Source organism: Thiomicrospira sp. S5 (genome assembly GCF_003991075.1).
In the GTDB taxonomy this organism is placed as follows: Bacteria; Pseudomonadota; Gammaproteobacteria; order Thiomicrospirales; family Thiomicrospiraceae; genus Hydrogenovibrio; species Hydrogenovibrio thermophilus.
The window spans coordinates 1,970,678-1,990,664 of sequence record NZ_CP014470.1 but is presented as its reverse complement, the minus strand read 5'-3'; the positions used below and the strand labels follow the sequence as shown (position 1 = coordinate 1,990,664).

The 19,987-nt window shown below is 50.0% G+C and carries 19 protein-coding genes and 1 tRNA gene; all 20 read left to right on the top strand.

Annotation, left to right across the window (positions count from 1 at the left end; translation table 11 throughout):
- The first annotated feature begins 161 nt into the window (after window positions 1-161).
- The gene (gene ftsH, locus AYJ59_RS09205) at window positions 162-2,111 is read left to right on the top strand and encodes an ATP-dependent zinc metalloprotease FtsH (RefSeq protein ID WP_237260315.1); all 1,950 of its coding nucleotides are present in this window, start codon (window positions 162-164) and stop codon (window positions 2,109-2,111) included.
- 61 nt (window positions 2,112-2,172) lie between these two features.
- The gene (folP, locus tag AYJ59_RS09200; RefSeq protein WP_237260314.1) at window positions 2,173-3,000 is read left to right on the top strand and encodes a dihydropteroate synthase; all 828 of its coding nucleotides are present in this window, start codon (window positions 2,173-2,175) and stop codon (window positions 2,998-3,000) included.
- Between the two features lie 28 nt (window positions 3,001-3,028).
- On the top strand, window positions 3,029-4,363 hold the full coding sequence (gene glmM, locus AYJ59_RS09195; protein ID WP_127119936.1) for a phosphoglucosamine mutase: 1,335 nt from the start codon (window positions 3,029-3,031) through the stop codon (window positions 4,361-4,363).
- Between the two features lie 71 nt (window positions 4,364-4,434).
- A complete protein-coding gene (gene tpiA, locus AYJ59_RS09190) occupies window positions 4,435-5,196 on the top strand; it encodes a triose-phosphate isomerase (RefSeq protein WP_127120423.1) in 762 nt (253 codons plus the stop codon).
- 1 nt (window position 5,197) lies between these two features.
- Complete coding sequence (gene secG / locus AYJ59_RS09185; RefSeq protein ID WP_127119935.1) at window positions 5,198-5,515, top strand: preprotein translocase subunit SecG; 318 nt, start codon at window positions 5,198-5,200, stop codon at window positions 5,513-5,515.
- Window positions 5,516-5,525: 10 nt separating this feature from the next.
- Window positions 5,526-5,610, top strand: a tRNA-Leu gene (locus AYJ59_RS09180).
- A gap of 102 nt (window positions 5,611-5,712) precedes the next feature.
- Window positions 5,713-6,069, top strand: a complete 357-nt coding sequence (locus AYJ59_RS09175) for an NADH-quinone oxidoreductase subunit A (RefSeq protein ID WP_127119934.1) — start codon at window positions 5,713-5,715, stop codon at window positions 6,067-6,069.
- Window positions 6,060-6,536 carry a NuoB/complex I 20 kDa subunit family protein gene (locus tag AYJ59_RS09170; protein ID WP_127119933.1) on the top strand — a complete coding sequence of 159 codons (477 nt, stop codon included), beginning with the start codon at window positions 6,060-6,062 and terminating at the stop codon, window positions 6,534-6,536. The genes AYJ59_RS09175 and AYJ59_RS09170 overlap by 10 nt, the downstream gene beginning before the upstream one ends.
- 24 nt (window positions 6,537-6,560) lie before the next feature.
- On the top strand, window positions 6,561-7,232 hold the full coding sequence (locus AYJ59_RS09165; RefSeq protein WP_029937667.1) for an NADH-quinone oxidoreductase subunit C: 672 nt from the start codon (window positions 6,561-6,563) through the stop codon (window positions 7,230-7,232).
- A 12-nt stretch (window positions 7,233-7,244) separates the two neighbouring features.
- Window positions 7,245-8,498 (top strand): NADH-quinone oxidoreductase subunit D, encoded by a 1,254-nt coding sequence (locus AYJ59_RS09160; RefSeq protein ID WP_029937668.1) that lies wholly within the window; start codon window positions 7,245-7,247, stop codon window positions 8,496-8,498.
- Window positions 8,495-8,989 (top strand): NADH-quinone oxidoreductase subunit NuoE, encoded by a 495-nt coding sequence (gene nuoE / locus AYJ59_RS09155; protein WP_029937669.1) that lies wholly within the window; start codon window positions 8,495-8,497, stop codon window positions 8,987-8,989. Before AYJ59_RS09160 ends, nuoE begins: the two co-directional genes overlap by 4 nt.
- 5 nt (window positions 8,990-8,994) lie before the next feature.
- Window positions 8,995-10,275, top strand: a complete 1,281-nt coding sequence (gene nuoF, locus AYJ59_RS09150; RefSeq protein WP_029937670.1) for an NADH-quinone oxidoreductase subunit NuoF — start codon at window positions 8,995-8,997, stop codon at window positions 10,273-10,275.
- A gap of 46 nt (window positions 10,276-10,321) precedes the next feature.
- The gene (nuoG, locus tag AYJ59_RS09145) at window positions 10,322-12,427 is read left to right on the top strand and encodes an NADH-quinone oxidoreductase subunit NuoG (protein WP_127119932.1); all 2,106 of its coding nucleotides are present in this window, start codon (window positions 10,322-10,324) and stop codon (window positions 12,425-12,427) included.
- 20 nt (window positions 12,428-12,447) lie between these two features.
- Window positions 12,448-13,512: an NADH-quinone oxidoreductase subunit NuoH gene (gene nuoH / locus AYJ59_RS09140; RefSeq protein WP_029937672.1), complete on the top strand. Its 1,065-nt coding sequence runs from the start codon at window positions 12,448-12,450 to the stop codon at window positions 13,510-13,512.
- 11 nt (window positions 13,513-13,523) lie between these two features.
- On the top strand, window positions 13,524-14,015 hold the full coding sequence (gene nuoI, locus AYJ59_RS09135; RefSeq protein WP_029937673.1) for an NADH-quinone oxidoreductase subunit NuoI: 492 nt from the start codon (window positions 13,524-13,526) through the stop codon (window positions 14,013-14,015).
- A gap of 17 nt (window positions 14,016-14,032) precedes the next feature.
- Window positions 14,033-14,668 (top strand): NADH-quinone oxidoreductase subunit J, encoded by a 636-nt coding sequence (locus AYJ59_RS09130; RefSeq protein WP_029937674.1) that lies wholly within the window; start codon window positions 14,033-14,035, stop codon window positions 14,666-14,668.
- The gene (nuoK, locus tag AYJ59_RS09125) at window positions 14,668-14,973 is read left to right on the top strand and encodes an NADH-quinone oxidoreductase subunit NuoK (protein ID WP_029937675.1); all 306 of its coding nucleotides are present in this window, start codon (window positions 14,668-14,670) and stop codon (window positions 14,971-14,973) included. The genes AYJ59_RS09130 and nuoK overlap by 1 nt, the downstream gene beginning before the upstream one ends.
- A gap of 8 nt (window positions 14,974-14,981) precedes the next feature.
- Window positions 14,982-16,958 carry an NADH-quinone oxidoreductase subunit L gene (nuoL, locus tag AYJ59_RS09120; protein ID WP_029937676.1) on the top strand — a complete coding sequence of 659 codons (1,977 nt, stop codon included), beginning with the start codon at window positions 14,982-14,984 and terminating at the stop codon, window positions 16,956-16,958.
- A 37-nt stretch (window positions 16,959-16,995) separates the two neighbouring features.
- A complete protein-coding gene (locus tag AYJ59_RS09115; protein ID WP_029937677.1) occupies window positions 16,996-18,510 on the top strand; it encodes an NADH-quinone oxidoreductase subunit M in 1,515 nt (504 codons plus the stop codon).
- 23 nt (window positions 18,511-18,533) lie between these two features.
- Window positions 18,534-19,970 carry an NADH-quinone oxidoreductase subunit NuoN gene (gene nuoN / locus AYJ59_RS09110; protein WP_029937678.1) on the top strand — a complete coding sequence of 479 codons (1,437 nt, stop codon included), beginning with the start codon at window positions 18,534-18,536 and terminating at the stop codon, window positions 19,968-19,970.
- Window positions 19,971-19,987: the final 17 nt, after the last annotated feature.

Below are 19,987 nucleotides of genomic sequence, written 5' to 3'. Positions count from 1 at the left end.
TCGGGTGATGGTTAAAAGCAATGACCATGATGTAAAAAAACAATCGCGCGCTTAAGCATCTATAAAGAATATTTATAGCGTTTTGTGGTAAAGTGACGCTTATCTAACAGTCAAAAAAAAGCGAAAGCGAATGATTCCGAAGGTGGATTATGAAAAATGATATGTTGAAAAATATTTTGATTTGGACAGTGGTGGCCACGGTGATGCTGTCCATCTTTAACCATTTCAGCGGTCAAAAATTGATGGGAAGCAGTTCCCAGTTGGCGTACTCGGATTTTATCGACCGTGTTCGTGATGGTTCTGTCAGTCAGGTTTCGATTGAAGGAGGCACGATTCACGGTGTCTTCACCGACGGAAAAGCTTTTACGACCTATAACCCGGGCGATGCCGGCTTGATGGGTGATTTGCTGAATAATAACGTTAAGGTAACGGCGCGTCCGCCGGAAAAGCAAAGTTTGTTGATGCAGATTTTCATTTCCTGGTTCCCGATGTTGTTGTTGATCGCCATTTGGATTTTCTTCATGCGCTCCATGAGTGGTGGCTTGGGCGGTAAAGGTGGCCCAATGTCGTTTGGGAAAAGTAAAGCGCGCATGTTGACCGACGATCAGGTGAAAGTGACCTTGGAAGACGTGGCTGGAGCCGATGAAGCGAAAGAGGAAGTTGGTGAGATTGTCGACTTTCTGCGTGACCCGGAAAAATATCAGAACCTCGGTGGGAATATTCCCCGTGGTGTCTTGATGGTTGGACCTCCGGGGACAGGTAAAACTTTGCTGGCGAAAGCGATTGCCGGGGAAGCCAAGGTGCCGTTTTTCAGTATTTCCGGTTCCGATTTCGTGGAAATGTTTGTCGGGGTGGGTGCCTCGCGTGTACGGGATATGTTTGAGCAAGCCAAGGCGCACTCGCCTTGTATCATCTTTATCGACGAGATTGACGCTGTTGGGCGCAGTCGTGGTGCCGGCATGGGCGGCGGAAACGATGAACGTGAGCAGACGTTGAACCAGATGCTGGTGGAAATGGATGGTTTCGAAGGCAGTGAGGGTGTGATTGTGATCGCTGCGACCAACCGTGCGGATGTGTTGGATCCGGCCTTGTTGCGTCCTGGTCGTTTCGACCGCCAGGTAACGGTGGGCTTGCCGGATGTGCGAGGTCGTGAACAGATTTTGAAAGTGCATATGCGTAAAGTTCCCTTATCGGATGATGTTAAGCCGGCGTTGATTGCGCGGGGGACACCGGGCTTTTCCGGGGCGGACTTGGCAAACTTGGTCAATGAAGCCGCGTTATTTGCGGCTCGTAACAATGACCGTCTGGTGACACAAGCGCATTTTGAAAAAGCCAAAGACAAAATCCTGATGGGGGTTGAGCGTAAGAGCATGGTGATGAGTGAGGAGGAGAAGAAACTCACGGCTTATCATGAAGCTGGGCACGCCATTGTCGGTTATTTGGTGCCGGAGCATGATCCCGTCTATAAGGTCAGTATCATGCCGCGTGGTCGTGCACTGGGTGTGACCATGTATCTGCCGGAAGAAGATTCCTACAGTTACAGCAAACGTAAGTTGGAAAGTCAGTTGTCGAGTCTGTACGGTGGGCGGATTGCCGAGGAGATGATTTTCGGTGCCGACGCGGTCACGACCGGGGCGAGTAATGACATTATGCGCGCGACTCAGATTGCCCGTAATATGGTCACCAAGTGGGGGTTGTCCGATAAGCTTGGGCCTTTGATGTATGAAGAAGAGGACAATGGTTCCTTGATGGGGTCGTCGCGTAACGCGAATGTGTCCGGTGAAATCTCCAAGGAAATCGATGTCGAGATTCGTAATTTCATTGATCGCAACTATCAGCGTGCCGAACAGATTTTGACCGATAAAATCGATGTGTTGCATGCGATGGCGGATGCGTTGATGCAATATGAAACCATTGATTCGGATCAAATTAAAAACCTGATGGAAGGTAAAGAGCCGGGTGAGCCGAAGGATTGGCAGGAGCGATCCGGTGGTGACGATTCTTCTTCTACACCGGTATTGAGTGATGAAGCTGAAACACCGACCGGTGACACCAAAACGGATTTGTCTTCGGATGATTCCGTTGAGGGCGGCGAGCCGAAACTACATTGATTCCACTTGGAATGGTTAGAAAAACCCCTTTACGGGGTTTTTTTTATGGGGACAAAAACACGTGACATTGATTGAAAAACTGCATGATTCCGGCTTGGAAAGACCGCTGGTAATGGGGGTTTTGAATGTAACCCCGGATTCGTTTTCGGATGGCGGACGATTTGTATCGAAAGATGCCGTTCGTCGTCAGGTGGATGCGATGGTGGCGGCCGGTGCGGATATGATTGATATTGGTGGGGAATCGACCAGGCCTGGTGCGCCGGAAGTATCGCTGCAAGAAGAGCTGGACCGCGTTTTGCCAGCAATGGAATGGGTTAAAAGCCATTGTGATGCTTATGTTTCCGTCGATACCTATAAGCCCCAGGTCATGAAAGAGTCGATTGCATTTTCGGTGGATATGATTAATGACATCAATGCTTTGGAGTCGGATGGCGCGGTTGAGTTGGTCGCCGATTCCGGAGTGGCGGTGTGTCTGATGCATAAAAAAGGTACGCCGAAAAATATGCAGGCCAACCCCGTGTATGAAAACGGTGTGTTCAACGAGGTTTTCAAGTATTTGGCCGCCCGTGCAGATGCTTGTGTACAGCAGGGTGTTAAACCGGAGGCGATTACCTTGGATCCCGGTTTTGGGTTCGGTAAAACATTAACGCATAATATTGAGCTGTTTGAGCGACTTGAGATGTTTTCTGAATTACAATACCCACTGCTTGTCGGGGTGTCACGTAAACGCATGATTGGCGAGTTGTTGGGCGATGTGCCGGTTGATGAACGTGTCATCGGCAGTGTGGCCGCTGCGTCACTAGCAGCTTTGAAGGGCGCTAAAATTTTGCGGGTGCACGATGTGGCCGAAACGGTTCAGGCGCTGAAAGTGACTATGGCATTGTTGTAAAGGTTGAGTAAGGTTGGATAGTAAATAGATGGCAAAGGCAAAGAAATATTTCGGTACGGATGGTATTCGCAATCAGGTCGGGAAAGGTTTGATTCGTCCGGACCAGATTCTCAAGCTGGGATGGGCTACCGGTAAAGTGCTTAAAGAGCAGGGCGGAACCAAGGTCATGATTGGTAAGGATACGCGTATTTCCGGTTATATGTTCGAGTCGGCACTGGAGGCCGGGTTTATTTCCGCCGGGGTGGATGTGCTCTTGCTCGGGCCGATGCCGACGCCGGCGATTGCATATTTGACGCAGACTTTCCATGCCGATGCCGGTATCGTTATCAGTGCGTCGCACAATCCGCATTATGACAATGGCATCAAGTTTTTTTCCGGTAAGGGAAAGAAAATCTCTGATGAAATGGAATTGAGAGTCGAAGCGGCGTTTGAAGAGGAATTGACGATCTGTTCGTCGTCCGAGCTGGGAAGAGCTCGCCGCGTTGATGATGCCGCCGGCCGCTATATTGAATTTTGTAAGAGTACTTATGACAGTTCTCAGAAGCTTGACGGTTACAAGATTGTTTTGGATTGTGCCAATGGCGCGACCTATCACATTGCACCGTCGGTTTTTCGTGAGTTGGGTGCAGAGGTGGTGGCGATTGGCACGCAGCCGGACGGCATCAATATCAATGACGACTGCGGCGCGACGGACTTGGAACAGCTTCAGGCTCGGGTCGTGCTGGAGAAAGCCGATTTTGGTATCGCTTTCGATGGCGATGGTGATCGGGTGATGATGGTTGATGGAAAAGGCGATGTCGTGGATGGGGATGAGATTCTTTACATTCTGGCCACAGGTTCCAAGTTTCCGGTCAAAGGTGTGGCGGGCACTTTAATGACCAACTTGGGGTTGGAAAACGCCTTGAAGGATAAGGGAATCGAGTTGCTGCGAACCGCGGTGGGCGATCGATATGTGATGTCCGCTCTGGTTGAAAAAGGCTGGTCTTTAGGGGCAGAACCTTCCGGTCATGTATTGTGTTTGAATAAAACGTCGACGGGTGACGGTATCGTGGCCGCACTTCAAGTGGTGGCTATTTTGGTCGAGTCAGGTCAGAAGCTGGAGGACTTGAAGCGTGGAATGAAAAAGTATCCGCAGGTATTGAAGAATGTACGAGTGGATGGTTTTGCAGATATTAGTGCTAATGAAGCGCTGAATTCGGCTGTGGAAGCATCGGAAAAAAGAATGGCCGGAAAGGGGCGGGTTTTGATACGCGCATCCGGTACGGAACCTTTGATTCGAGTGATGGTCGAAGGTGAAGATCTGACCTTGGTGGAAAGCGAAGTTTCAGGCCTGGTAAAGGTTGTTGAAACAGAATTTTGTTAAGATTGTCAAGATTGTTTTTTGAAAAAGAAACCGCTAATATAGGCGGAATTTTGTGTCGGAGACTAAACGGGATGAGACAGTTATTCGTTGCTGGTAATTGGAAAATGCACGGGGATAAGGCCTCAATCAAAACACTTGTGACCGGTTTGAACGCCCAGGCAGATTCAGTCGGGAATGTATCGGTCGCCGTTTGTCCACCTGCGGTGTATTTAGACTATACAAAAAATTGCTTAGTGGCAAGCAATATTGCCGTTGGCGGTCAAAATATTGCAGAGGAACCCGTTAGTGGTGCGTTTACCGGCGAAACGTCGGCCGCCATGTTAAAGGATTTGGGTTGCGAATATGTCATCCTAGGACATTCTGAGCGTCGTGCCATTTATGGTGAAACCGACGCTGAGATTGCCCGAAAGGTTAAAACGGCTTTAGGCATGGGCTTGACGCCGATTCTGTGCGTGGGTGAAACGCTTGAAGAGCGTGAGTCCGGTCAGTTGGAAACCGTGATTTCAACGCAATTAAATGCCGTGATTGATGAAGTCGGCATTGCGGCTTTTGCGAATGTCGTGATCGCTTATGAGCCGGTTTGGGCGATCGGAACCGGGAAGACGGCTTCGTCTGCGCAGGCACAAGAAGTACATGCCTTTATTCGCGGACAATTGGCGGCAAAAGATTCAGCGGTCGCGGAAAAAGTGATTATTCAGTACGGTGGCAGTGTCAAGCCTGGTAATGCCGCCGAATTATTCAGTCAGCCGGACATTGATGGTGGTTTGATCGGCGGTGCTTCTTTGAATGCCGATGACTTCATCGCCATCTGTCGTGCGGCGGGAGAACAGTAATATGTTTCAAATTATTTTGGCAATCCACTTGGTGATTGCGTTTGTGTTAATCGTGCTGGTGTTGTTGCAGCAAGGGAAAGGCGCGGATGCCGGTGCCAACTTCGGTGGCGGTTCGTCTCAATCCGTATTCGGCAGCAGCGGCTCGAACAGTTTCATGCTTAAGGTGACGTCTGTGGTGGCGGTGATTTTCTTTATCACTAGTTTAACCTTGGCGTACTTGGGCTCCGAACAGGCCAAGGGCTATCAAAGTGTTGTGCAAAAGCCAGTGGTTGAAGAAAAAGCGGATACGTCTTCGGAAGAACCGGTCGTACCGAACTGATACAGAATTTGCCGATGTGGTGGAATTGGTAGACACGCTATCTTGAGGGGGTAGTGGCGTAAGCCGTGCCGGTTCAAATCCGGCCATCGGCACCATGTTTAAACTGAGCGCGAAAGCGCTGATAACGATACAAGCTGAGTTCATCAGCGAAAATCAAAATGTAGCGGTGCATTTTGAACTAGAGGGGCTTGAAACCTATGCTAGAAAATTATTTACCCATTCTCGTTTTTGTCGTGTTGGGCATTCTGTTCGGAATTGGACCTATTGTGATGGGTTACATTCTCGGGCCGAGAAAACCCGATCCTGAAAAGCTGTCTCCTTATGAGTGCGGTTTCGAAGCGTTCGAGGACTCTCGAATGAAGTTCGACGTCCGTTTCTATTTGGTCGCCATCCTATTCATTATTTTCGATTTGGAAATCGCTTTCCTGTTTCCGTGGGCAATTGCGCTGGAAGAAGTAGGTACTTTCGGACTGATGGCAATGGCGGCTTTCTTGTCTCTGCTGGTAATCGGTTTTATTTATGAGTGGAAAAAAGGAGCGCTGGAATGGGAATAGAAGGCGTTTTAAAGGAAGGGGTTGTCACCACTTCCGCCGATAAACTGATTAACTGGGCGCGTACCGGTTCCTTGTGGCCGATGACGTTTGGCTTGGCCTGCTGCGCAGTTGAAATGATGCACGCCGGGGCTTCCCGTTATGATTTGGACCGTTTCGGTATTATTTTCCGACCGAGTCCGCGTCAGTCGGATGTCATGATCGTGGCGGGTACCTTGGTGAACAAGATGGCTCCGGCTCTGCGAAAGGTTTATGACCAAATGGCCGAACCGCGCTGGGTCATTTCGATGGGGTCCTGTGCGAATGGCGGTGGTTACTATCATTATTCCTATTCCGTTGTGCGCGGCTGCGACCGGATTGTTCCTGTGGACATTTATGTACCGGGTTGCCCTCCAACGGCTGAAGCCTTGCTGTATGGCATCATTCAGCTGCAAAACAAAATCAAACGCACGAACACCATTGCGCGCTAGTCTGAAACAGAACGGGAAAGTGTTATGAAACAATCGGTATTGGATTTACAAACAAACGTTCAAACAGCTTTGGCGGATGCCGTGGTAGCTTCAGATATCAAACTGAACGAATTGACCATTGAGTTGGCGCCTGTAAAGGCGTTGGAAGCGTTTGAAAAATTGAAAAACGATTTGGGTTTTGAGCTGTTGATCGATGTTTGTGGTGTCGATTATCTCGCTTATGGCGATGCGACTTGGGAAACGCGTAAAGCAACCAAAGCGGGCTTTAGCCGCGGTGTTTTCGATTTTGCGGAAGACGAATCCAATGAGCAGACAGAGATGCCGAGACGGTTTGCCGTAGTGTATCACTTGCTGTCGGTCGAACATAACCTTCGCTTGAGAGTGAAGGTCTTCCCGGCGGATTCTAAGATGCCGGTGGTGGATTCCGTTGTGTCGATTTGGAACTGTGCCGACTGGTACGAGCGTGAAGCCTTTGATTTGTTCGGCATTCTGTTCAGCGGTCATCCGGATTTGCGACGTATTTTGACCGATTACGGTTTTGTGGGGCATCCGTTGCGTAAGGACTTCCCGTTGACGGGGCACGTTGAGATGCGCTATGACGCTGAGAAAGCACGAGTTGTTTATGAGCCTGTTACGATTGAGAATCGCGTGAATGTTCCGCGTGTGATTCGTAATGATGCCGAACCTAATGGATAAGTAGAGCTAATTATGTCTGAAATTCGTAACTATACCCTTAACTTCGGTCCTCAGCATCCATCCGCGCACGGCGTGTTGCGTTTGGTGCTGGAATTGGACGGTGAGACGATTGTGCGTTCCGATCCGCATATCGGGTTGTTGCACCGTGGAACGGAAAAACTGGCAGAGTACAAGCCATATAACCAATCCATTGGTTACATGGATCGTTTGGATTACGTTTCCATGATGTCGAACGAGCATGCCTATGTGATGGCGATTGAAAAAATGCTCGATTTAGACGTGCCGGAGCGTGCGCAATACATTCGCGTGATGTTCGATGAAATCACCCGTGTTCTGAATCACTTGATGTGGCTGGGTGCGCATGCACTGGACATTGGTGCCATGACGGTTTTCCTGTATGCCTTCCGGGAGCGTGAAGACTTAATGGACTGCTACGAGGCGGTTTCCGGCGCGCGTATGCACGCAACCTATTATCGTCCTGGCGGCGTGTATCGCGATTTGCCCGATACCATGGCCAAGTATGAAGAATCTCAATGGCACTCCGGCAAGAAGCTGGACCAATTAAACGAAACCCGTGAGGGGTCGTTGTTGGACTTTATCGAAGCGTTTACCGAGCGCTTCCCAGGCTATATCGACGAATATGAAACGCTGTTGACCGATAACCGTATCTGGAAGCAAAGAACCGTTGATATTGGTATTGTATCGCCGGAACGCGCGATGCAGTTGGGCTTTACCGGTCCGATGTTGAGAGGGTCAGGGATTGCCTGGGATTTACGTAAGAAACAACCGTACGAAGTCTACGATAAGTTGGATTTCGATATTCCAGTCGGTCAAACCGGTGATTGCTATGACCGTTATTTGGTGCGCGTCGCGGAGATGCGCGAATCCAACAAGATCATCAAACAATGTGTGAAATGGCTGAAAGAGAACCCAGGTCCGGTCATTTCCGAGAATCACAAAGTGACGCCGCCATCCCGTGAAGACGCCAAGTCGAACATGGAGGCGCTTATCCATCACTTTAAGCTCTTTACGGAAGGTTATTCTGTTCCGGAAGGCGAGGCTTATGCCGCGGTTGAACACCCAAAAGGTGAATTTGGTATTTACATGGTTTCGGATGGTGCTAACAAGCCTTATCGCTTGAAAGTCAGAGCGCCTGGTTTTCCGCATCTTGCCGCGCTCGATGAAATGGCGAAAGGGCACATGATTGCGGATGTCGTGGCCATTATTGGAACGCAAGATATCGTATTTGGGGAGATTGACCGATGAGTTCAGTGAATGAAAGCATCATTCAAGGCGACGTGAAAGCGCGTATCGACCGCTGGGTATCGCATTACCCGGCGGATCAAAAGCAATCAGCGGTCATGCCGGCTCTGCGCATCGTGCAGGAAGTGAATGGCGGACACCTGACAACCGAGTTGATGGATCAGGTCGCCGATTATCTCGATATGACTCCGATTGCCGTCTATGAGGTCGCGACTTTCTATTCCATGTATGAGCACGAGCCGGTCGGTAAGCATAAGATTTGTTTGTGTACCAATATCTCTTGTATGCTGCGCGGCAGCGATGAGATTCTCGAGCATTTGGAGAAAAAGTTAGGCGTGGGTGTTGGCGAAGTCACTGAAGACGGCAAGTTCTCGATTAAGAAGGTCGAGTGCCTGGGCGCTTGTGGCGGTGCTCCCATGATGATGATCGGAAAGGACTACTATGAGAACCTGACCGAAGCATCCGTTGATGAAATTTTAGATGGCTTGGAGTAGTGAAAATGATTCCGTTAAATGAATGTTGCTACCGCTTGAATCATCTAGAGAAGCCTTGGGATATTGAAACCTATATCGCCAACGGCGGTTACGAAATCTGGAAAAAAGTGCTGGCAGGCGAAATTTCGCCGCAAGAAATTATCGATGAAGTGAAAACCTCCAACATCCGCGGGCGCGGAGGGGCCGGTTTTCCGACCGGTCTGAAATGGAGCTTTATGAACCGTGCGGCGCCTGGACCGAAATACATTTTGTGTAATTCGGATGAAGGTGAACCTGGAACCTTCAAAGACCGCGATATTTTGCGTTACAACCCGCACCAACTGGTGGAAGGGATGATGATTGCCGGTTATGTCATTGGTGCGTGCGCCGGTTACAACTACATCCGTGGCGAATTCTGGGAACCTTACAAGCGTTTTGATAATGCCATTAATCAAGCGAGAGAAGCCGGGTTACTGGGTAAAAACATTTTGGGTTCCGGGTTCGATTTCGATTTGTACACGCATTTGGGTGCCGGGGCCTATATCTGTGGTGAAGAAACCGCCTTGATCGAGTCCATCGAAGGCAAGAAAGGCCAGCCACGCTTTAAACCCCCTTTTCCGGCCAGTTACGGGTTGTACGGTAAACCAACCACCATTAACAATACCGAAACGTTGGCATCGATTCCGGTTATTTTGGCGAAAGGCGGTGAATGGTTCTCCGACCTGGGCGTGCAGAATGCCGGCGGTACGAAATGTTTTGCGGTATCCGGTCACGTTGAAAAACCGGGTAACTTTGAAGTCCGCATGGGAACGCCGTTCAAAGATTTGTTGGACGCCGCCGGCGGTATCTGGAAAGGCCGAAAATTCAAGGCGCTGATTCCGGGGGGGTCTTCAACCGCTGTCTTACCAGCCGAAAAAGCGCTGGAAATGAATATGGATTACGATTCCATCGCTAAAGCCGGGTCTTTCCTCGGTGCGGGTTCCGTGGTGGTGATGGATGATCATACCGATATGGTTAAAGCGCTGGAGCGTTTGACCTGGTTCTATTACGAAGAGTCTTGCGGTCAATGTACACCTTGCCGTGAAGGAACGGGTTGGATGTATCGCGTGGTACACCGTATCCGTCAAGGAAAAGGGCGTCCGGAAGACCTGGAATTGCTCAAAGACGTTTCGGGCAAAATTATGGGGCGTGTGATTTGTGGTTTGGGGGATGCTGCGACGATTCCGGTCAGCAGTTTCCTGCAACACTTTGAACATGAATTCCGTCATTATATCGATCACGGTTGCAGCATTTTCGACAGACAATAAGCGTTGAGCTGTCGATGCATACCCCAATAAATTTAGGTTTGAAATTATGGTAAAGATTGAGATTAACGGACAAGTAGTTGAAGCTCATGAAGGCGACATGCTGATTGATGTCGCGGATGACGCTCAAATTTCGATTCCGCGTTTTTGTTATCACAAAAAACTATCAATCGCGGCGAACTGCCGGATGTGTTTGGTTGAAGTAGAAGGGGCGCCTAAGGCGTTACCGGCGTGTGCGACTCCGGTCACTGACGGGATGAAAGTACACACAAAATCGGCCAAAGCGCTGACGGCGCAAAAATCCGTTATGGAATTCTTGTTGATCAACCACCCGCTGGATTGTCCGATTTGTGACCAGGGTGGCGAGTGTGAACTGCAAGACGTGGCCATGGAATACGGTGATGACGTGTCCAAGTACACCGAAGCCAAGCGTATTCTCGGGGATAAGAACATCGGTTCCTTGATTCACACCGACATGACCCGTTGCATTCACTGCACCCGTTGTGTGCGTTTCGGTCAGGAAGTGGCCGGAATGATGGAACTGGGCGCCACCGGACGAAGCGAGTGGATGGAAATCGGCACCTACATTGAGCGTTCCGTTACTTCCGAAATGTCCGGCAACATGATTGACTTGTGTCCGGTGGGGGCCTTGACCTCGAAACCTTTCCGTTATTCCGCCCGTCCGTGGGAGTTGAAGTCGCATAAAGCCATTGCGCCGCACGACAGCATCGGTTCCAACATTATCATTCACTCCAAAAACAACGAAGTGAAACGGGTGGTACCGGCTGAAAATGAAAGCATCAATGAAGTCTGGATTTCCGACCGAGATCGCTTTTCGTACGAAGCCTTGAATGCCGCAGATCGTTTGACAACGCCGATGATCAAGGAAAAAGGTCAATGGAAAACCGTTGACTGGGAAACCGCGTTGGCGTTCGTGGCCGATAAGCTGAAACATTATGCGCAGGAAGACGCTTCAAAAGTTGGCGTATTTGCCTCTCCGAACGCGACTTTGGAAGAACTGCATATTTCTCAAAAACTGTTCCGCGGCTTGGGCGTGGAAAACCTTGAGCACCGTCTGCGTCAGGTCGATTTCGACATGGATGCTTCCGGCGGCATTATGGCACCGAAACTGAATCATGCCTTCGAAGAGGTGGAAGCTTTGGATTCCGTGCTGTTGATCGGTAGCTATTTGCGTAAAGAATTGCCGCTTTTGAACCATCGTGTTCGTAAGGCTGCTTTGAACGGCGCACACGTGCTGTCGGTCAATCCGGTCGCGTTCGATTTCAATTACGACGTTTCAGCGGAATTCGTGGCTGAAAACATGGTCAATGAACTGGCGGCTTTGGCCAAAGCGGCACTGGAACTGAATGGCGAAAGCGACCAGGCCTGGTCGAAATCCATTGACGTAACCGATGCACACCGCCAAGCGGTTCAGCGTCTGAAAGACGGTCAAAAAGCCTCCATTATGGTCGGGCAAATTGCACAGATGGATGCGCATTACGCGAAACTGGTGAAGTTGGCCAGTTTGATTGCCGATGCGACCGGAGCGACCTTGAATGTGCTGCCGATGTCCGCGAATGAAGTCGGTGCCCATATGGCCGGTTTTGTGCCGAAGGCCGGTTTGAATACCAATGAAATGCTGTCTGAAAACATGAATTGTTTCATTAACTTGGGTGTGGAAGCTGAAAAAGATATTCAAGACGGTGGGCGCGCTTTGAAAGCGATGCAAAACGCCGAATGTGTCATTAATTTCACCCTATTCGACAGCGATGCTCAGCGCGAATACGCCGATGTCATGCTGCCAATCGCTTCCTTTGCGGAAACCGCCGGAACCTTCGTGAATGCCTGCGGCCTGAAGCAATCCTTCAAGATGGCGGTTGAGCCGGCCGGTGAGGCGAAAGCGGCATGGAAAATCATGCGTGTGCTGGGCAACCTGTTGGAATTGGAAGGGTTTGATTACACACACAGCAACCAAGTGTTTGCAGAAGTGTCGGACGAATTGCGTCCGGTTGATGTCTCCGGTATGGCATTTGAAATGCCGGAGAACATTGACCTGATCGGTACGCAATGGATTTCAATGTATCAAGTCGATTCGCTGGTGAGACGTTCGCCGTCCTTGCAAGCGACGCCGGATGCTCAGGCTGTGGCAAATTAAAGGTAGAGGGTATAAATAATATGTTTGATGCGTTACAAGCTTGGCTTTCTTCCTTTTTATTTGACTGGTTGGCCATTTTAATTACCTTATTGCTGCAAGCCGTGGCGGTCATCTTGCCGGTGATGCTGGCGGTGGCCTGGTTGACGTTCGCGGAGCGTAAAGTGATCGGTTACATGCAGGTGCGTATGGGGCCGAACCGTGTTGGGCCGAAAGGTTGGTTGCAACCGATTGCCGATGCCTTAAAGCTGATGTTCAAAGAAATCGTGATGCCGTCCCAGTCGAACTTATATCTGTTCGTCGTGGCACCGATTTTGACCATTGCGCCAGCCGTGGCCGCTTGGGCGGTGATTCCGTTCGACGATAACGGCGTGGTGGTGTCTGATATCAATGCCGGTGTGCTGTATGTCTTAGCCGTGGCGTCGATTGGGGTGTACGGGGTGATTATTTCCGGTTGGGCTTCCAACTCCAAGTACGCTTTCCTGGGGGCGATGCGTGCTTCCGCACAGAAAATTTCGTATGAAATCGCGATGGGCTTCGCACTGGTCACGGTTTTGATGGTCGCCGACAGCATGAATTTGACGGCTATCGTCAACGGTCAGCAAGGCGGTTTCTGGCACTGGTACTGGATTCCACTGTTGCCGATGTTCTTCGTTTATTTCATTTCCGGTGTGGCGGAAACCAACCGTGCGCCATTCGATGTGGCGGAAGGGGAGTCTGAAATCGTCGCCGGTTTCCACGTTGAGTATTCCGGTATGGCCTTTGCGGTCTTCTTCCTGGCGGAATACGCCATGATGATCCTGATTTCATTCATGACCGCCATCATGTTCATGGGTGGCTGGTTGTCACCGTTTGAAGGCATTCCTGGGTTGGAAGCCGCGTTTGCATGGGTGCCGGGCTTTATCTGGCTGTTTGCGAAAGTAGCTTTCCTATTGTTCTTATTCCTCTGGTTCCGTGCGACTTTCCCGCGTTACCGTTATGACCAAATCATGCGTTTGGGCTGGAAGGTGTTGATTCCGGTCACCATCGTCTGGGTCTTTGTGGTCGGCGTGATGGAATATTTTAAATTTGGCCCGTGGTTCAATTAAAGAGGTTCGTCATGATTGCATTTATCAAACATCAAGTAAAAACCTTTGGATTGACCGAATTGTTCAAAGGGTTGGCGGTCACCGGTAAATATCTGTTCAAAAAGAAAATTACCGTCCGTTATCCGGAAGAGACTACGCCGCTGTCACCGCGTTTCCGTGGTCATCACGCGTTGCGTCGTTATGAAAATGGTGAAGAACGTTGTATCGCCTGTAAATTGTGCGAAGCCGTTTGTCCGGCCAACGCCATCACCATCGAGTCGGAAGAGCGTGAAGACGGCAGCCGCCGTACCACTCAGTATGACATCGACATGTTCAAATGCATCTACTGCGGTTTCTGTGAAGAAGCCTGCCCGGTGGATGCGATTGTGGAAACGCGCGTGTTCGAGTACGAATTCCACGAAAGAGGACCGCACATCATGACTAAGGAAAAACTCCTGGCCTTTGGTGATAAACACGAAGAGCAAATTGCTGCCGACCGAGCAGCGGATGCGAAGTACCGTTAATAAAGAGACTGTATTCAATGACTTTTGAGCAATTTATTTTTTATCTATTAGCGGCAATTTCTGTTTTTTCCGGTCTGATGGTCATCAGTGTGAAAAACCCGGTTAAAGCCGCACTTTGGTTGGTATTGGCGTTTATTGCAACCGCCGGTGTCTGGTTGACGGCTCAAGCGGAGTTCTTGGGGCTGGTATTGATTCTGGTTTACGTCGGGGCGGTGATGGTGCTGTTCTTGTTCGTGGTGATGATGTTGGACATCAATATCGCACGTTTAAAAGAAGGGTTTACCCGTTATTTACCTTTAGGTGTTCTGGCAGGCCTGGCGATTTTTGCCCTGATGTATTTGGTGTTGGGGCCAGAGCGTTTCGGTTTGGAACACTATGCGGCACCGGCGCAAGTCGGTGCGGAAGACAGCAACACCTTGTCGATTGCGGTGCCATTGTACACAGAGCATGCTTATGCCTTTATTTTGGCGGCGGTGTTGTTATTGGTCGGGATTGTCGCGGCCATCACGCTGACATTGCGTCGTCGAGCGCCGAAAGAGGTGTTGTATCAAGACATCGACAAACAGGTTAAGGTTCAGGCTTCTGAGCGTTTCAAAATGGTCAAAATGGACGCGGTGGTCGAGAAAGACATCCCTGCGAAGGAGGAAGACTGATGATAGCTTTATCGGATTACTTAATTTTCGGTGCGATTCTTTTCATGATCAGCATGGCGGGGATTTTCCTGAACCGTAAAAACGTCATCGTATTATTGATGTCGATTGAATTATTATTGCTCGCCGTCAACACCAATTTGGTGGCGTTCTCGCACTTCTTGAATGATGTTACCGGACAGATTTTTGTCTTTTTCATCCTAACGGTTGCGGCCGCTGAAGCGGCGATTGGTTTGGCCATCATCGTATTGGTCTTCCGTAATCGAAAAAGTATCAATGTTGATGATTTAGGTTCAATGAAAGGGTAATAACAACAATGCTATTAAAATTTCTATTAACGATTATCCTTTTGTCGCCATTGTTTGGCGCCGTGGCGGCCGGTTTGTTCGGGCGCCAGATTGGGCGACGTGGTGCCCACACGGTGACGATTTTCGGTGTGGCGGTATCCACCATCCTGTCGGCTTACGTTTTCTGGCTGTTCATCTTTGAAGGCCATGCGACTTACAATGTCTCGCTCTACACCTGGTTGGTGTCGGACGGCATTAAATTCGAAATCGGTTACATGATCGATCGTTTGTCCGCCACGATGATGCTGGTGGTCACGTTCGTTTCCTTGATGGTTCACATCTATACCATCGGTTATATGGATCATGACGAAGACTACGATCATAACAATCCGTATTATCAGCGTTTCTTCAGCTATATTTCTTTGTTCACCTTCTCGATGCTGTCCTTGGTGATGGCGAACAACTTCCTGCAGTTGTTCTTCGGTTGGGAAGCCGTGGGCTTGGTGTCTTACCTGTTGATCGGTTTCTACATGAAACGCGAATCGGCGATTCAGGCCAATTTGAAAGCCTTCCTGGTGAACCGTGTCGGTGACTTCGGTTTCATCTTGGGGATTGCGGTTGTGGTCATGTATTTCAATACCTTGGATTACGAAGAGTTCTTTGCCGGGCTGGAAGCGAACAAGCACGTTCAAATGAGTTTCTTCCCAGGCGTGGAATGGTCGATGATCACCGTTCTGTGTTTGCTGTTGTTCGTGGGGGCCATGGGTAAATCGGCGCAAATGCCATTGCACGTTTGGCTGCCGGAATCGATGGAAGGTCCGACACCGATTTCCGCTTTGATTCACGCCGCAACCATGGTAACGGCCGGTATCTTCATGGTGGCACGTTTGTCGCCGGCCTATGAATTGTCCGAAGTGGCTTTGAGTGTGATTTTGATTATCGGGGCGACCACCGCCTTTATGATGGGGGTTCTGGGGATTGTTCAGAACGACATCAAACGCGTGGTGGCCTACTCGACCTTGTCCCAATTGGGTTACATGGTCGCCGCACTGGGTGCGTCCGCTTACGCGGCGGGCATGTTCCATGTTTTGACGCACGCCTTCTTTAAAGCCTTGCTGTTCTTGGCGGCCGGGTCGGTCATCATCGCGATGCACCATATCCAGGATATTCGTCAAATGGGCGGCCTGCGTAAGCACATGCCAATCACCTATTGGGCGTTGTTGATCGGTTCCTTGGCGTTGATTGGTTTCCCAGGTTTCTCCGGGTTCTTCTCGAAAGACAGTATCTTGATGGCAACCGACCAGACCGAAATCTTCGGTGCGGGTTATGCCCAGGTCTTGTTGTTGATCAGTGTTTTTGTCACGGCCTTCTACAGCTTCCGTATGTTCTTTGTCGTTTTCCATGGCGAGGAGTCGGAGTACGTGAAGAGCCACAAAATCACCGAATCGCCTAAGGTGGTGACGATTCCATTGATTATGTTGGCGATTCCAGCGGCCGTGATGGGGATTCCGCTGGTAGGTGGTATTTTCTCCGGCGCTTACTTCGGTGATGCGATTACGGTTCTGCCACAACATGACGTGCTGGGCAAAATTTACGCTGAGCAATACCACGGCGTGATTGATATGATTCTGCACTCCTTGACGACGGCGCCGGTGATTCTGGCCTTGTCCGGTGTGTTCCTGGCCTGGTTGTTCTATCTGAAGAAACCGGAATGGCCAGTCAAAATCCGCCAGGCCTGCCCGCGTGGCGCCTATGTATTGGATAATGCTTACGGCTTTGACCGTTTGAACGAGATTGTGTTCGTGAACGGTGCGCGCAAGCTGGGTGACTTCTTCTGGAAGGGCATCGATGTCAAAGTGATCGATACCGGGATTGTGACCAATACCTTCACGTCCATCGCGAATGCGGCTGGAGCGTTGAGATTGAGCCAAACCGGTTATCTATACCACTATGCATTCGTGATGATTTTCGGCCTGCTGGCGATGCTGGTTTGGGTACTTTGGTAATGATGATAAGAAATAAAAGAGAAGGGAATTACATAACATGATTTTCGATTTGCCTATTTTAAGTACCCTGATTTGGTTACCCATTCTGGGCGGTTTACTGATTTTATTCGTGGGATCGAATCGAGATGCGTTTGCGAAATGGTTTGCGCTTTTTATTTCTGTCGTTACCTTTCTGTGCTCGATTCCGCTGTGGACGAATTTTGATACCACCACCTCGGCGATGCAGTTCGTCGAGCGAGTCGAGTGGATTCCGCAGTTCAATATTTATTACAGCCTGGGTGTGGACGGCTTGTCCATGCCGCTGGTCTTGTTGACGACCTTTACCCAGATTCTGGTGATTGCGTCGGCCTGGGACGTGATTAAAGAGCGTGTCGAACAATACATGGGCGCCTTTATGATTATGCAAGGCCTGATGATTGGGGTCTTCGTTGCTTTAGACGGGATTCTGTTCTATGTGTTCTGGGAAGCGCTGTTGATTCCGATGTTCATTGTCATCGGTAAGTGGGGTGGACCGAACCGAGTTTACGCGACCATCAAGTTCTTCTTGTATACCTTCTTCGGGTCGGTCTTCATGCTGGTGGCGTTCCTGTATATGTACTTTCAGTCTGGCAGCTTCTCGATTTTGGATTTCCATACCATGTCCTTGTCGCACATGGCGCAGATTCTGATTTTCCTGGCATTCTTGATTGCCTTCGCGGTCAAGGTGCCGATGTTCCCGGTGCATACTTGGTTGCCGGATGCGCACGTTCAAGCACCAACGGCCGGTTCCGTGGTGCTGGCGGCCATCATGCTGAAAATGGGTGGCTACGGCTTCGTGCGTTTCAGTTTGCCGATTACACCGGATGCGGCCATGGAATTGGATTGGCTGGTCATCGTTCTGTCGTTGATTGCGATTTTCTACATCGGTCTGGTGGCCATGGTGCAGTCCGACATGAAGAAATTGGTGGCCTATTCCTCGATTTCCCACATGGGCTTCGTGACCATCGGTATGTTCCTGGTGTATGACATCGTTCAAAACACCGGCTCCATCCAAGGGTCGATGATCGGGATGGAAGGGGCCATGATTCAAATGATTTCCCACGGTTTCATTTCCGGCGCGATGTTCTTGATGATCGGTGTCTTGTATGACCGTATGCATACCCGTGAAATTTCCGCTTACGGCGGGGTGGTGAACACCATGCCGTGGTTCGGCTTCTTTGCCGTGTTGTTTGCGATGGCGAACGCCGGTTTGCCGGGCACGTCCGGGTTCGTGGGTGAATTCATGGTTATCCTGGCCTCATTCAAAGCGAATGTCTGGTACGGCGTGATTGCGGCTTCCACCTTGATTATCGGCGCGGCTTATACCCTGTGGATGGTGAAGCGTGTCTTCTTTGGTGCGGTGGCCAACGACAACGTCGGAACCTTGCAAGATTTGAACAAACGCGAATTCGCAATTATGGCGACACTTGCCGTGGCGGTTGTGCTGTTGGGTGTCTACCCGGCTCCATTGATTGAAGTGATGCATTCTTCGGTGGCCAATCTGCTGATTCAAGCGACCACGTCAAAACTATAAGAAACAATAGGTGAGTTAATCGTATGAACTTTGTTATTCCCAGTTTTACCCCTGCAATTCCAGAGATTGTCTTATTGACCCTGACGTCTTTGTTGTTGGTTGCAGACACTATCTGGTCTAAGCGTAGCGAATTCGCAACCTATTATGCCACTCAGTTGATTTTGTTGGTCGTCGGTTATTTGGTTTGGACCAGCTTCACCGTGGAGCAAGTGCTGACGTTCGACGGGAGTTTTGTGCGTGACGCTTTCGGCGATGTGCTGAAGCTGTTCATCGTCATTATCTCGATGGGGATTTTCCTGTTCTCGAAAGAATATCTTCTGCAGCAGAAATTCTATCGCGGTGAGTATTTCACCTTAGGGTTGTTCGGTGTGCTGGGCATGTTTGTCATGGTGTCCGCTTATAACCTGATTACCTTGTACCTGGGACTGGAAATCATGTCCTTGGCGATTTATGCCATGGTCGCCATGCGTAAAGACAACCAGTTTGCCTTGGAATCCGCCATGAAATACTTCGTATTGGGCGCATTGGCCACCGGTATGTTGTTGTATGGCTTCTCGATGCTTTACGGTGCGACCGGCACCATTCAGTTCAATGAAATGGCTGAAGTCATTGCCTCTGGCAATGTGGATCACGTGGTTCTGTCTTTTGGTGTGGTCTTCGTGGTGATCGGTTTGGCATTTAAACTGGGGGCGGTACCGTTCCACATGTGGGTACCGGACGTTTATCACGGTGCGCCAACGGCGGTGACGCTGTACATTGGTACGGCGCCAAAACTGGCAGCCTTTGCCATCATGTATCGTTTGTTGGTGGAAGGTCTGCCAGGCCTGGTGGAAGATTGGCAATCGTTGATTATCATGATTTCGATCTTGTCGTTGATTGTCGGTGCCGTCATCACCCTGGTGCAGGATAACCTGAAACGTCTATTGGCGTATTCCGGTATCGGGCACGTCGGTTTCCTATTGTTGGGCATTATCGCCGCCAATCCGGACGGCTATTCTGCGGCGATGTTCTATGTCATCGTCTACGCCATCACGGCCGTCGCCGGGTTCGGTATGATTACCGCTTTGGCGAGAACCGGCAACGAGTTTGATTTGATCGCGGACTTCAAAGGCATGAACAAGCGCAACCCTTGGTTGGCGTTGATGATGTTATTCGTCATGTTCTCCATGGCGGGGATTCCGCCGTTCGTCGGCTTCTATGCGAAAGTCCTAGTGATTGAAGAAGTGGTGGCCGCCGGCTTCACTTGGTTGGCGATTCTGGCCGTGGTGACCGCCGTCATCAGTGCCTTCTACTACTTGAAAGTGGTTAAGGTCATGTACTTTGACGAGCCGGACGATAACGCTAAAATCGAGCCGATCAGCAATCAGCTGAACTGGGCGGTGAGCTTTGTTTCCATTGCCTTGCTGTTGCTCGGTCTGATGCCGTCGCCATTGATTACGCTGTGCTACAATAGTTTGTAAGATTAATCCGAAGCCCG